The sequence below is a fragment of the Chitinophaga tropicalis genome (assembly GCF_009758205.1).
Lineage (GTDB): Bacteria > Bacteroidota > Bacteroidia > Chitinophagales > Chitinophagaceae > Chitinophaga > Chitinophaga tropicalis.
In genome coordinates this window covers 1-14952 of record NZ_WRXN01000002.1, presented here as the reverse complement: position 1 = coordinate 14952, position 14952 = coordinate 1, and the positions used below count along the sequence as shown (strand labels likewise).

13 protein-coding genes are annotated in these 14952 nt (G+C 39.4%); 6 read left to right on the top strand and 7 right to left on the bottom strand.

All coding sequences use genetic code 11. The features are described 5' to 3' along the window. The first annotated feature begins 5 nt into the window (after positions 1 to 5). A complete protein-coding gene (locus GO493_RS06115; protein WP_157305254.1) occupies positions 6 to 4442 on the top strand; it encodes a DUF6443 domain-containing protein in 4437 nt (1478 codons plus the stop codon). Positions 4443 to 5170: 728 nt separating this feature from the next. Here GO493_RS06115 and GO493_RS06110 read toward each other — a convergent pair. The 6 genes from GO493_RS06110 to GO493_RS06085 all read right to left on the bottom strand — a co-directional run bounded on the left by GO493_RS06110 (position 5171) and on the right by GO493_RS06085 (position 10189). Continuing rightward, positions 5171 to 5689 (bottom strand): hypothetical protein, encoded by a 519-nt coding sequence (locus tag GO493_RS06110; RefSeq protein WP_157305253.1) that lies wholly within the window; start codon positions 5687 to 5689, stop codon positions 5171 to 5173. 250 nt (positions 5690 to 5939) lie between these two features. Beyond that, positions 5940 to 6344, bottom strand: coding sequence for a DNA alkylation repair protein (locus GO493_RS06105; protein ID WP_232538775.1), 405 nt, complete (start codon positions 6342 to 6344; stop codon positions 5940 to 5942). A gap of 71 nt (positions 6345 to 6415) precedes the next feature. Beyond that, on the bottom strand, positions 6416 to 7336 hold the full coding sequence (locus GO493_RS06100) for a putative phage abortive infection protein (protein ID WP_157305252.1): 921 nt from the start codon (positions 7334 to 7336) through the stop codon (positions 6416 to 6418). A 226-nt stretch (positions 7337 to 7562) separates the two neighbouring features. Further along, complete coding sequence (locus GO493_RS06095; protein ID WP_157305251.1) at positions 7563 to 8498, bottom strand: DUF2268 domain-containing putative Zn-dependent protease; 936 nt, start codon at positions 8496 to 8498, stop codon at positions 7563 to 7565. Between the two features lie 62 nt (positions 8499 to 8560). Then, positions 8561 to 9268 (bottom strand): SMI1/KNR4 family protein, encoded by a 708-nt coding sequence (locus GO493_RS06090; RefSeq protein WP_157305250.1) that lies wholly within the window; start codon positions 9266 to 9268, stop codon positions 8561 to 8563. A 66-nt stretch (positions 9269 to 9334) separates the two neighbouring features. Then, positions 9335 to 10189 (bottom strand): AraC family transcriptional regulator, encoded by an 855-nt coding sequence (locus GO493_RS06085; RefSeq protein ID WP_157305249.1) that lies wholly within the window; start codon positions 10187 to 10189, stop codon positions 9335 to 9337. Positions 10190 to 10397: 208 nt separating this feature from the next. Here GO493_RS06085 and GO493_RS06080 point away from each other — a divergent pair, with 208 nt between their 5' ends. The 5 genes from GO493_RS06080 to GO493_RS31000 all read left to right on the top strand — a co-directional run bounded on the left by GO493_RS06080 (position 10398) and on the right by GO493_RS31000 (position 14469). Beyond that, positions 10398 to 11333: an alpha/beta fold hydrolase gene (locus GO493_RS06080; protein WP_157305248.1), complete on the top strand. Its 936-nt coding sequence runs from the start codon at positions 10398 to 10400 to the stop codon at positions 11331 to 11333. A 151-nt stretch (positions 11334 to 11484) separates the two neighbouring features. Beyond that, entirely contained in the window at positions 11485 to 12504 is a 1020-nt protein-coding gene (locus tag GO493_RS06075) for a DUF7638 domain-containing protein (RefSeq protein WP_157305247.1), read from the top strand. A gap of 319 nt (positions 12505 to 12823) precedes the next feature. Further along, positions 12824 to 13183, top strand: a complete 360-nt coding sequence (locus tag GO493_RS06070) for a hypothetical protein (RefSeq protein ID WP_157305246.1) — start codon at positions 12824 to 12826, stop codon at positions 13181 to 13183. A gap of 235 nt (positions 13184 to 13418) precedes the next feature. Then, complete coding sequence (locus GO493_RS06065; protein WP_157305245.1) at positions 13419 to 13655, top strand: tetratricopeptide repeat protein; 237 nt, start codon at positions 13419 to 13421, stop codon at positions 13653 to 13655. 175 nt (positions 13656 to 13830) lie between these two features. Beyond that, the gene (locus tag GO493_RS31000) at positions 13831 to 14469 is read left to right on the top strand and encodes an RIP metalloprotease (RefSeq protein ID WP_157305244.1); all 639 of its coding nucleotides are present in this window, start codon (positions 13831 to 13833) and stop codon (positions 14467 to 14469) included. 121 nt (positions 14470 to 14590) lie between these two features. On the opposite strand, the gene GO493_RS06055 is transcribed toward GO493_RS31000, so the two are convergent. Continuing rightward, positions 14591 to 14952: transposase (locus GO493_RS06055; protein WP_198315523.1), on the bottom strand; the 362-nt coding region annotated here is incomplete at its 5' end.

The window sequence follows — 14952 nt, the reverse complement described above, 5'->3', positions numbered from 1 at the left end:
TTGAAATGAAAATTATGAGTCTGAATAAACTATTTAAATTCTATTTCTTACCGATCAGCATTTGTATAGCTTATAGTATTGAGTTGACTGCACAGACGAATGCGCCCTCAGGAGTGACTGCACCTCAGACAATAAGTTCAGGTATAGCTCCTGTACCCTCAGCCTATCAGAGCAATGCTAAGATCAACTATGTGAGAACCAGAACTCCTCAACGTCCATTGACCAATCCCAATGATGTGTTGAGCGCAACATCTGTAGCGGAGGTACAACAGAGCACAGAGTATTTTGACGGGCTGGGCAGAACAATACAAACAGTAAAAAAAGGTATAAGCCCTGCCGGAAAAGACCTGGTCACCCCTGTGATCTATGATGAAGAAGGACGGGAAGCCTACCAATACCTGCCATACGTTTCTCCGGTAAGTAACGGAGCGTTTAAGACAAATGCTTTTTCCGAGCAGGCCACCTTTATGCAGGCTCAGTACCCTGGTGAACAGGTATATTATAACAGAACAGAATTTGATGCTTCACCACTGAACCGCACAATAAAGGCATTTTCTGCAGGTAATAGCTGGGCAAAAGAAGGCGGTAACAGACCTGTGGAAACGCAATACCTTACCAATTCAACAGCGGATGCAGTTCGTATATGGGATTTCCCCGTGTCAGGACTGATTCCCACCAGTGCTACAAATCGTGTGTATGCAGCAGGACAATTGTTCAAGAATGTAACTAAAGATGAGAACGGGTTCAGAACAATTGAGTTCAAAGACAAGGACGAGAAAGTTGTATTAAAACGTACTGAACTGGCAGCTAATACAGCTGACGGACATAATGGCTGGCTGAATACTTATTTCGTATATGATGATCCTGGTCGTTTACGTTGTGTGATCACTCCCAGAGCTGTCGAGCTCATAAAAAGCACATGGGTGATCAATGCTAATGCAGCAAATGAGCTCTGTATCTTTTACCGCTATGATGCACAAAATCGTGTAATCATGAGCAAGAAGCCGGGGGCCGATTCTGTTGAAACTGTATATGATGTGCGCAACCGCCCCGTATTTATCCGGGATGGTAATCTCAGAAATACAGGTACCAAATGGCTGGTTACATTCTATGATGCGTTGAACAGGCCAATCATGACTGCATTTTATGCTTCTTCTTCCACAAGAGAAGCATTACAGACAAGCATGAATACGGCAGTTTCCAATACACAGGGTATAAGCTACTCAGTACCGGAAAAGGCAGACCTGGTATTTGACACGCATGACGGCAGAAGCAGATATGTTGCGCGAAACAGTATATTATTTCAGGAGCCATTTGAAGTAACCGCCGGAGAAGTAGAAGCAGAAATCGATAATACCGCCACCCAGGGTACGTTAAATATTCTTGTTACCAATCCGCTGCCTAATATTTCTGCTGCCGCACTAACTCCGCTGGCTTATAAATTTTATGATAACTATAATTTTACCGGCGCTCAGGCAGTGCAATCAGCTGATTTCGCCAAACCTGTAGCTTTTGATGACACACAAAATGGAACCACGCCTTATCCTGAAGCGTTGACAGCTTCGAGTATCATTCCGCAAAATCAGACAACTGGTGAAATGGTAAGAATTTTAGGTACTGATCAGTGGATCACAACTACCAGCTACTATAATGATAAAGGCCGGAACATACAGACAATCTCTGACAATATTGGAGGAGGACAGAATGTTGTTACCAGCCTGTATGATTTTAATGGCAAATTATTAAGCACCTATTCACGTCATAAGAACCTGAGGAGTGGTTCTACCCCACAGACAACTTTACTTACCATGATGGTGTATGATCATGCGGGTAACCTGAAAGCTGTCAGAAAAAGATTGAATGACAATACCAGCATACCTGATAAAATAATAAATGTCAGTAAGTATACAGAGCTTGGTGCATTATTAACCAAAAATCTCAGTGTAAATGGTAGCAGTCAGCTGGAATCTTTAAATTATGAGTACAATATCCGCGGATGGTTACGTAGTATCAACAAGGCATTCCTGGGCACGTCCGGCAGTACGACCAACTGGTACGGACAGGAACTGAACTATGACTATGGGTATTCCGTGAATCAGTTTACGAAGAATATTGCGGGTACAAAATGGAAGAGCAGAGGAGATAACGTGCCTCGTTCTTATGGATTTACTTATGATGGTACAGGGCGTCTGACATTGGCAGATTTTAATCAGCAAAATACAGCTAATGCCGCATGGACAAAAGATAAGATAGATTTCACCACCAGTGGAATTACTTACGATGAGAATGGTAATCTGCTTACCATGATACAAAAGGGGATGAATGGTACCGCTATTCAGACAATAGATAACCTTAAGTACGGCTATTTAACCGGAAGCAACAGACTATCTTTTATAACTGACAAAAGCAATAATCCCCAAAGTACCTTAGGCGACTTTAAAGAAATCAACAATAATGAGACCCCTGACTATAGCTATGATAACAATGGTAACATCACCAAAGATCTGAATAAGAATATCACGGCTATTACCTACAACCATCTGAATTTACCCGAGACGATCACCATTGCAGGTAAAGGATCTATAGTGTTTCTGTACGATGCTTTGGGGAATAAGCGCCGTAAAATAGTAACTGACAATACAGGCACACAGGTCAGGACTATCACAACTGATTACATGAATGGCATGGTCTATCAGAATGATACATTGCAATACATTACTCACGAGGAAGGGAGGATCAGACCTGTATTTAAAAGTACGGCACCTGTACAGTATGTATACGATTATTTTGTTAAAGATCATCTTGGCAATATAAGGCTGGTATTGACAGAACAGACTGATTTCAGTATGTATGCGGCATCAATGGAAACTGAAAGAGCCGTTATCGAGACCGCTACATTCAGTAACACAGAAGAGACCCGTTCTCCAAAACCGGCAGGTTATCCGCAGGCAAAGAGCACCACAAAGAATGAGTTTGTGGCCAAACTAAATGCAAAAGAAGGTGGAAAAAAGATAGGCCCGTCTATTATATTGAGAGTGATGGCCGGAGACACTGTCAGAATAGGTGCAGAAGCATTTTATAAGTCTGAAGGACCGGCTGAAAAGAAGCAGACCACACCTGAAGACATGCTGGCTTCCCTGTTACAAGCCTTCGGCGGTGATGGGACTGCAGAAAATATGCACAATGCAGCAAATACAGCCGTAACTTCGCCTTTTGCCAATGTAAATAGTAGCGCATATGAACGTCTGAAAGAAAAGACTCCTGATCAGAATCGCCTGGACAGGCCGAAAGCATATCTGAATTTCGTTCTGTTCGACGATCAGTTTAATCTTGTAGAAAACAACAGCGGGGTGCGCCAGGTGAATGGGAATGCCGACGAATTGCAGACGCTTACTGTTGGTGAAATGCCAATTCAGAAAACAGGATTTTTGTATGTTTATACCAGCAATGAAACTACCCAGGATGTCTTCTTTGACAATGTGACTGTACAGGAAATCAGTGGTCCCCTGCTGGAAGAATCACATTATTATCCTTTTGGCCTGACAATGGCGGGTATTTCAAACAGGACGATCGGTAAACTGGCAAACAGGAAGCTGTATGCCGGCAATGAGTTACAGACAGAGGAGTTTGCTGATGGTAGCGGATTAGAACTGTATGATTTTAATGCACGTACATATGATCATCAGACTGGTAGATTCATTCAGATCGATCCGCTGGGAGATAAAGGGAATCAGGAAGGATTAAGTCCATACCATTATTCATATAATAATCCTGCTCTTTATTCTGATCCTGATGGTAAATTGGGTTTACTCGGAGCCGCAATTGGAGGATTGATTGGTGGTGTATCTTCGTTAGTAAAATCAGTGATACAAAACGGAGTTGGCACATTGAAGGACGGGAAAACCTGGCAGAAGGCAGGTGTAAATGCTTTGGGGGGCGCTATAGTTGGTGCGACCGGAGGCTTGGCGGCAGGTGTTATAGCAACCGGAGCAACTGCTTATGCTGGTTCTCTGGCCGAGGATGCGATAGATGGAAATGAATTAAATCATTTGAAGGCAATTGCTTCAGCCGGTGTTGGTATGGCTTTCGTGGGGCTTGGAAGTATGGCTACAAGTAGTATTTCCAAAGCAGTGGGCAAGAATTATTGGAACCGGGGAAATACAAATGGATTCATACGTTATTTGGAAAGAAATACGGCAACACGTGTGGGATATCTGGTAAATAGAACAACAGATGTAGCCGCTGTAGGTGCTGGTATAGGTTTAGATAATTTACTACCTTCCAATGCGATCCAGAAGCCGTTAATAATAACTCTCCCTACCATTACGGTAACTGCTAAAAGATCAGGCGATTACGTTCATGTAGAATCAGAAGAAACGGCAAGAGCGTTGGCTAACTGGCAATCAATAATAATTGTAAATACGGGAAATGAGAAGAAATAAATTTATTATCAGAAAAGGGTACATAAAAGTCTTCGCTGCCAGTTTATTTTTGGCTTTTATACAAGCATTAAACTATAATTATTTTGCCGGAAGACCACTTTTCGATCTGAAATTTGTACTGCAGACGGGAATAGTATTTCTAGTTATGTTTGTACCTGGTTTTTTTGTAGTCAGATGGTACTATAAAGTAATGGATAATAATAAGCCGAGATACTGAAGCATAAAATAGAAAAAGAGGTTCGGTCGAACAATCATCTTTAGCGGCTGTCAGTCCTATGCTGACCAAGCTTCGTTGATAACGTTATGTCTGAAGTGGTATTCTCGAATGGACTTTTCTGTATCTTTGAAAAAGGCCTTCTTCTCTGGTGAGAAGAAGGCCTTTTTTAACAATCCTTTTTACTGCCTTATCATCATCCGAAGAAAAGGCAAGAGCCCCGGCTACCTGGCAATCAGTTATAATTGTAAACAACTGAGATGAGAAAAAATAAGTTTACCATAAGAATAAAAAGAGGATATATTAAGTCCTTTCTTCTCTGCTTGGGCCTGGCGTTTATAGTCACATTGAATTATATTTGTAATTCAGGACGAAGGCCAATTTTTGATCTGAAATTTTTTATTCAGACTGGACTACATACGCTGATCACCTATATTCCAACTTTTTTTGTAGTCAGATGGTACTATAAAGTAATGAATAATAAGCCGAGACACTGAATCTTATTCATGTTAACTTAAATCGTGACTTTAAATAGTACCCGGGAGCCTGTTTGCGAAACTGTAAACTGATGGTCCACGATTACCGGATCGGTTACGGTTATATAATATGGATTACACTTATTGCCTGATTCCTTCTCTATATTGGTATAAGATAGTGTAACCCTATCTACATCGGGAATGTTGATCGTATATTTGAATGCACCTTTTTTTGTATCAGCAATATGAAACATCAGTGATCCATACATGGGTGCACGTGGCTCCTTTACAATCACACCCCGTTCTGGAGGAAGACCTGTCCCTTCTGGAATGATTGATATAGTTGCAGTATCTATATTCTTTGACAAAAGAATATTCTCTCCGGTTTGTCCGTCTATCAATATCAACCCTACCTGGGTAGGCGTTCCTTCACTGACTACGCCTTCGCAGGGATCAGATTGTTTTGATTTCCGGCACCCTGGAGCAAAAATTACAGCACCCAGGAATATCAATAACAGATTCTTAGTAAGGGAATAAGCAAATGGTTTCTTTCTCATAAGGAATTTACTTTAAGCCAGGGAAGTTTAATTATCAGTTAAGGTTGCTGCCTTTATTAAACTTTTCTAGTCTGGTTGCCGCAGTACTTTGTTTTTTATAGGTAACAAAACTTATATCAATCGCCTAATTTATGCAAAAATCATTAAACTGAAACACTCAAAAATAATATGTACACTACTAAAAGAGCCTCCTAAGCTGTCGTAGATAGAAATCTATTCCCTCCGGCGTTGCTCCTGTACTACTTGAATCTCAGCAAGTAATTGCGCTGAAAGAGCCACATGCCTGATCGCATATGTCCCAGCTTGCAAAATCTTTTGTCCAGCTGTCAATCAATTGAGGGGTAACCAGCTTTGGATCAGCAACTAATGATGCCAGAATACGGGCCTCATGTATGCGGGTATTCCATAATTGCAGGGCCAACTCATGATCCTTTTTAATTATTTTGGCAAGTTTCCTGACCTCTGGTATTTTAACGCCCAACGCGTTTTCATTATCAATACCGAAACGCAGCATACCTGCGTGATACCTGGGGTTTGCTTTTTCTTTAAGCAGGTCTATTATTTCGGTAACGTCCATAAATTGCAAATAATAGTGATGAGAAGGATTAAAATCAGCCTCTTGCCTCATTGGAGTAAATAGCGTTTGAGAGTGCAAATTGCGTCCTTATTTAATTGCCCTCAACACAATATCTTCATTACCTCCCTTTTACTATAAAGTTTACTCACCTAAAAATCTAAATAAAGAGACCGGTATCCTTTGAGTGATATTCCGTCTTCCCCATCCTCTGATTCTGTATCTGCCTTAATTGCTATATACAAGTCATAATAATGCTTTAGAAAAGGAGCGTCATGCCGAAAATTCTCAAGGATACGATACTTTTTGTCAAGTCGCAGAAACTGCGGATAACCATAATCATAAATTATAAGATTGAACATTATAGCCAATAACTCGTTTTGCGATAACTGAGAGCGTACAATACTGGCATAATAAGGCTTCCGGTCATCTTTAATCAATTCCGACTTATCAATATATTTAAAAATATGATACAGACTCCTAAAATAATGATTAAGAATTTCTTCAAAATAAATATAATAGTTATCATGATATCTCTCTGCCATTTGATAGCGGGCCTCCGCGATAGATTTAACAGGATGCGTATACGGATTATCTGAATCATCCGGATCATCCATGATCCTCAATTCACACATCCTCTTTATGCGGCGCGCCGCCTCGTCAAAGACGCCACGCCCATACTCTTCAACAGGGTTATCGTCGCCATACATGTCTGTTTTATCTTTAAATTTTAATTGTAATACAACCTGATTAAACAGATTGAGCAGGCTGAATAATGAGTGTTCGAATTGCTGTGTATGGCTTTGTGCCAACTGCAGTTCAAATTGTTCCCTCATTCGTTTCTGCTCCGACTGGGAATCCAATAAATTATTATTTCGCTCTTCTTCAATTCTCACCTGGTCATCTTTATCTTTCTTCCTGGTATACCAGAATTGAATGATAACCATAATAAACCCAAGTGCTGTAGCTATAGAAGCCACGGCATTAATTATCTCTATTGTAGTAGGAGAATCTGAGGTATCAGACCTGTGTGAATCCGAATCAGAAGGGGTAACACTTGCAGGTATTCCCATTCTACTATTAGGTTGGGAATCTTTATGGTTCCGAGCACCTGGTTGTGCAAAAATTATGGAATCTACCAGTAATAATGACAGAACAGGGATGAGGAATCGAAACAATCGCATTTTGCAGAATTTGGGATTCCGTAAAGTAACAAATCTCTGGGATTTTAAACAAAAAAGTGGGTAGATAAACAAGAAAACCGGGAATACAATCTACATTTCGTCTTGACTGAAAGAGCTACTGCATGTACCTGGACGCAACCAAAAACTTATCTAAATCAGCAATCTGCTCGTTATCTAAATTTATCATATAATCGATCGCTTTAGCCTTGTCTGCGGCATGCACGTAATAAGACTTACAGATGGCATATCCTACAAAATATCCCAGATCAACACCATTATATAACCAGTTTTTTAGCTCAGTCCCATGCATTTCCTGCTTAAATTTTTGCCATATTTCCTTTTCATGCTCCTTACCATAAATCATGTATGGAGCTTGTAATGGGTGCTGTAACAACAATTCAGCTATAAAATCACATAAGCCTTCCGCAATGCAAAATCCAAGCAGGTTTGTATGGGCCCTATCCTCCATATCCCCTCCTTTATGTTGAGTATGTGAGAGTTCATGCGCCACAATCTGCAAAATTCCTTTATTGGTTTTAAAATAACCTTGTAAAAAAGGATTAAGTCCAACCGAGTTAGTTGTGCTGTCTGATGCTCCAATCTCTGTCCCTATTAGTACCTCTGTTTGCGTAGTAGTCCCTCCTGTTCCAATATATCCAATGATAAAATAAATTGCCGGCGTTTTAAACGGGGGATATAGCTTTTTGTATGCCGCTATTAATTTTTCAATATCTGCCTTATCCTCTTTTACTTTTAGTGTATTAGGCCTTATAGATGTCCAGAAATCGGGATGAGCAAAAATGCTTTTCTGGAATTTTGAGGGTGTCCAGTTTCTGATCTGGGCCAGTTCTTTTAATCCTTTGGTTCCTTTATCAAGATACATGGTCTGTATCAGACGTATTTGCTCTGCAGAGTCATTAACGGTATGTATGCTATCGAATGTTTTCCAAAACGAATCTATGTCGGAATAGTAAATATGCGTTTGTGCGCAGAGAGTGGTTGTAACAAATGATGTTAGTAATAAAAGGATAGAATTTTTAATGCCGTTCATAGAATAATTAGTTAAGAGAATGGAGATAAGTTATTTGTTAAGAGTCGGAACCTATCCTGGCTCTATTCATCTTCATCCTCCTCGTCATCATCTTCCTCATCCATATCCTCGGTAGATAAATAAAACCAGTCTACATCTAAATGATCTAACATATTATTAAAACGGTCCCGTTGATTGGCGCCAATAAAAATACCAGAACAGTTTTGATCTTTGTCAAATGACAGGCTGATCACTTCCGCATAATCCCTGGTATAGATCTTTTGGGTACTATTTGAAATATCTTCCAACTCCTGCCAGTTATCTTTGATATAAGCAACTACTTCCGGTTTAACGGCATCCAGATAGTTTCCATTGAATTGCAATCCTCCTAAAACGCCATTATACACTGCTAACATCAACAAACAAGCTTCTAACGGGAACTCCAGATGCCAGTCAGGATTCGCTTCATCATTGGAATAATTGCCATATACAGCCAGATCCGGATGTAAGAAGTCCTCCTTTTTTATACCCCAGGAAACCACTCCCTGGTTTTCTTCATAAAACATCAAATATCCATCTTGTGAAACCCATACCTTTTCACGCCGTAACAATCTATTGTACGCATAGTTAAGCGCTTGATGATTGCCCAAAGTAAGATAGTACTCTCGCAATGTAACAGGCAGTTCAATATTCAACCGTTTTTCCAATACAACGATCTCGCTTTCTTCCAATCCGAAGTTTTCATTTTCAGGGATTCCATACAAATGTCTGATCTTTTGAAAATAAGTCATACGTAATTATTAAATCTGGTTTGTCTTTTGGCAATGACGCACAATAAATATATAGCATCTTCCCATTTATTGAAACTGCTTTCTGTATTTCAACGGAGGCATTCCCATAGCCTTAGTGAAAACCCTGATAAAATGGGGAAGATCGTTGAATCCTACGATATAACAAATTTCAGAGACCTGCTTTTGCGAATGTTTGAGCATTTCGCAGGCAGTGTTCAGGCGATACTGACTGACAAACTGCGAAAAGGTCATTCCCTTGGAACGTTTGAAGTAGGTACAGAATGCAGACCGGTTCATACCTACTTCCGCAGCAATGTCATCCAGGGAAATAGTATGGGCATAATGGCACATCACATAGGTAGATATTTGCAGCATACGCCTTACATCCCGTTCAATCCGTATGGGCTTACCTACAGAAACATAATCAGACGAGCCGAAGATTGCGGGTAAGAGACGAAACATTTCACACAGGCGATCCAGTTCATCCATACCATTCATTTGTACAAGCATTTTACGGAAGTTACGGGAACTCTCTGTACCAAACTTTAGCGCATCGACAGGAAACTTTATGTCTGTCATACGGTTGCGCAATTCGGGAAATTGTTCCATGCACCGTAATAACAGTGAATGGCTGAATGCAACCATCAGATAATGTATAACACCGTTATCATCTGCCGAACCGGGAACAAACTCCCAGCGATGCAGCATGTTCGGGGGTATAAGTACCACATCCCCTTCCGAGAAAGGTTGCACCGTATCACCTGCAATCCGACTACCATACCCACGAATTACATAATATAATTCCCAGGCATCATGCTGATGCAATTTTGCTTCTATTTCGGGACTGATACGGACATCTACGAAAAAAAAAGAATGGTTCTCCGTATTAGGTAATTCATATGGGATTATAGTTTCTTCCATATTCTATCTTATCAGACAATGCAAATCTACGACAACTATTAAAAACAATAACACAAATACACGACAAAATGACGATTTACCTTTGCTCCAGAAAAAGAACTATAGCCATAATGAAATAGTTTTTTCCAGGGCTAAACCGTGTATAAACTAATGCCAGGTTATTACAAAGTATAATAGCTATTGTCAATTATTAAAACAAATAAATATCATGAATAAAACAGCATTGCAACATTTTGGACGGGACCACATTTTTCCAAACAGCATACCTGGGCTGCCCAACAAACTCTCTGACATTGATAACTTAGAGATTGGCTCATTCAAAACGAACGACGGGGTTTCCCTTTCATACTGGAAAGCAGGTAAAGGCACGCCACTTATTTTTGTTCCGGGCTGGTCATCAAATGGCGCAGAATATATCAATATCATTTATCTGCTAAAAGAACATTTTGAGGTATATGTGCTTGATCAACGCAATCACGGACTTTCTGAAAAAGTACACTTTAGTAACCGGATTTCACGGCTATCTGCCGACCTTAATGATTTTCTCAATGCCCTTAAGATTGAAAGTGCACATATATGCGGCTGGTCAATGGGCTGTGCAGTTACATGGAGTTACATCGACCTGTATGGTGCAGATAAAATTCAAAAACTGGTTTTCATTGATGAACCACCTTCTATCTATTGTCACAGCGACTGGACACAGGAGGAACGCCTAAAAGCAGGAGCATTCACTAACTCGGCTGAGCGAATGATAGCCTTGTATACCAAGGCGGCACCAGTAAATCGATTGGTAGTGGATACTGATATATTTGATTTCTACAATGTAGAAGGAGCGCCTGCATTTGAAAACTCTCATTTGTTTGCAGAGGAATTTGTTCCACCTGATATGGAGTCACTTAAACACGTGCTGTTTGATCACATATTGAATGACTGGAGGGATGTAATTTCCAACAAGATCAACAAACAAACATTAGTTATAACTGGTGAATATAGCAACTGGGTTGAAAGCCAGCGTTGGATCGCTGACACAGTGCCTGATGGTCGTATAATTATCTATACTAAGAAGGAACACGGAGACCATTTCCTACATTTGAAAGAACCTATAAAATTTGCTGAGCAACTCAAATCATTCCTTTGTGAATGACTATTAAAGCAGTCTTAGACTCAGACGATAATTTAAACCAAAAGAACGCCGGAGATATTGTCGCCGGCGATTTGCCTTTTTGTGCAAACAATTTGAGTATTGGTATAATTATCTTTACTTTGTTCTGTACTGATACAATGAGTCCAGACTGATGAAAGCTGAAAATAAATACTTTCCCCCTGCAACAAAAGTTTACCGGAACCGGATAATTGAAGGTGTTTCCATCCCTGCATTCATTCGCAATGGTTATTATCATTTTACAGATCTGGATGTTTATGAAGATGGACGGGTAAACTGCTGGAATTTTGAAGACTTTGAGCATTTTAAGGAGGATGTCTACAACGACTGGGTATCCCTCAGTATTCCCGAAAATGAATTCATATCTATTCATGGACTGGGCTGTTGGACTGTCGCCAATGGCTCCTGGATATTTGATAAAGATAGTTTCATTGAATATGTGTTCTCTCTGATTAAAGAGTTAAACCCGGAAATGGAAAACATCTTTAAATACCGCCAGAAGATTGTGCATGGCGCCAGAATAGGAGAATCAGGAACAGGGAACATTTATAAACCGCATAGTAAACACCCCAGAGATCCATTTCCAGAGAAAATAAAAGGCGATAGCGTAAACCTCTTTTATAAGTTGGGAGAAGATTACCATCTGATCAAAGTAACAGTCTTCGCTGATCTTACAATTAATTTTGGCCGTCTGAAAAAGCCGTTTGATCTGACTTTTTCAGAACTGAAGGAACTGGTGGACAAAAAGATAGTGGTTACCGAACTTCCCCAGCACGCAAAAGTATCTATCTATGGACTAGGAAATCTCATTATCGGTGAAAACCAGTATGTTACTGACATTCATCAAAAAATGCTGGAAATAAATGACATGTTGCGGACTTTGAAGGGAGAGCCAGATTCTATTACTACCTGCATACAAGCCTACCAACAATATATTGAAAACCCTACCGCGGAGAATAAAGAGCAGCTCAGGATCAGTTATGAAGATGTGCCGGAACACAACCAGATGTATATAGGTGATATGGATACTAAAGACATACCAGTAAGAATGATACTCTATGGTGAACAGGAAATCGAAAACTGGTCGCATTATAGAGTAGCAAAGCAGAGAGGAGAAAAACTACCTGTAATTAAGATTCCCAAACAAAAATAAACTTCGGAATAAATCAAACATCGCTAGCGGAGCATTCCTGAACCAGTCAGCACTGATCTTTAATAAGTTATGTGATAATGAGATTAAATTCACTGGTTAATGCGGCTATTTTATCGGAACAAACAGGATTGTGCAGGCCGCTAATTAAATCCTAAAATTTGAAACCCCTATCCGGCAAGGCAGTTTGTAAAACTCCCAGGTAGTTGGTATTTTTACAACTTCAGGGATTAAATGCCTGGCAAAATAAAACACCAGACGCTACTATTTAGTCTGCTTGCACGGTACTTATTTAATTCCTTTTTAACTAAATCTTATGAAGATGTACAAACTATTATGTGGACTCCTACTTCTTTTCTGCCTGCAAACCAAAGCACAATCCAAAGATTCATTGAATGTAAAGCTGGCTGAAGCCAAACGTGAAATATTGGCGAATGTCGTTATTAACGACAACGCGAATAAGGCGTTTGATCTCTTAACGCAGAAAGCAACAGAGGCATATCAACACGATGGATCAAGTAAAAACCTGGCTAAGATCCTTGAACGCTACCGGACATTGTTAACAGAAATCAAAGGTGCACAGACGCCTAAAATCAACAATACTGAAGAGTTTGAAGTTAGCTACGAATCTGTCAAAAAAGCTAAGCTGAAACTCTGTCCTCTTTATCCTTTTTGTGATTAAGTGTGTTAATATCGAATTATTTCCAGGCGTTCAAATGCAACCGCCTATATAATTCAGGGCAAGTAGTCAAATAATATTGGCTACTTGCCCTGAATTTTTTACATTATAGCTGATGGTAAGCAGAATCAGAAAAAGAAGAACAGCGATTTAATTATGTGACGATTGTCACATAAGAAGAATAACCGGATACCTGAGTCACCAGCAGTTTAGAGCTGAAATGGAAATAGGCAGGGCAATGGCCTTTTTGAGAAAAGCACAGGCACATACAGCCATAAAAATACTAGAAACCTTTATTGGAAATACCGATAACAAATCTTCATTGCCTGAAGCGTTGTATTGGGCAGGAGTTGCATCTTATTTTCAGAATCAAAGGAACGCAGAAGCCCTTGTTCCATATTGGCAAAAGTTGCTGTCGGATTATCCAGAAAATGTCTGGGCACAGAGGGCAGATTGTTTAAATGTGATGATATAGATTTAAAATAAAATGAAATTGCTGAAAAGATAACAAAATCGTTCCTGACAAAGCAGAACACCTAAACAGGTGTCGGACATAAAACCCTTTTATATAAAAAATATTATATATTTTTACAATTCCTTTGAGTAAGGAGCTTGTAATCATTTCTCCCAATAAATTGACTTTTAATCTTATGCCGTACTTTAGCTATAATGCCTTTTGTTTAGGCATATTGATTTTCTCAGCTATTTCGCTTAGCATCTTTATTTATGTATGGCTTTGTAAAATATGGAAGATTAAGATCATAGAGTTTTCAATTTTCTTTAATCCTTTCTTCTCTTTATTCAAAAAGGAAATTAATGGTATAATGTATCAACTAGGCTGGTTGCCACTAGGGGCTTATATTAAACCATTGGGAATGTTAAAGAAGGATTTGGGAAGCATTCCTAAAAAAGAATTACCATTTTCTTTTTTGAATAAGTCCAGAACAAAGCAATTGCTCCTTCACCTTATACCTTACCTGGTTTGGTTATTTGTCTTACTATTAAGTCTGTGTACCCTAAAAGGACCTGGGAATATTCTTCAGACTACGGCAGAAATGCTTAATTATATTTTATTGGCCATCAAGACGATGTTTGGTTTTAGCGCAGCTAATGAATTCATGATGAGTACAAATAATATACTGACTGATAAGAATATTATATCATTCGCTTCGACATTATTTATTTTAATATTTTTTGTTCTTACCTTGCTGTCAAAGATCCTGAGTATATACGATGAAGGAAATATCAATTCGCTAATAAGGCTATCCGGCTATATAGTGGGTGTGTAAAATAAACTGTGTCAATAAAACTTAAGTACTTAACAGGCCTCGTTACTGAATGATATTTTTTCTGATGCAGCGGGGCATTGATCCCAAAGGTCCAAAAAATATCATTCAGTAACGAGGTTTTTTATAGTTCCAATTTTAATCTATCTGAGAATATAATCGAAAGCTGAGATACTGTGATACTCCAGTTTTGAAGTGGTTGCGTCCATTTTTTTTGAATATTGAGAGTAGCCAGATAAATAAGTTTAAGTAATGCCATATCCGAGGTGAAAGCACCTTTGGTTTTGGTCACCTTTCGAATCTGCCTGTGAAATCCTTCTATAGTATTAGTTGTATAAATAAGTTTGCGGATTGCTGCGGGGTACTTGAAAAAAGTGCTGAGTTTATCCCAGTTACGATTCCAGGATTCTAACACAACGGGGTATTTCTTACCCCATTTCATTTCCAGTTCAAGCAGCTGCCCCTCTGCCTCATCCTTGCTCACCG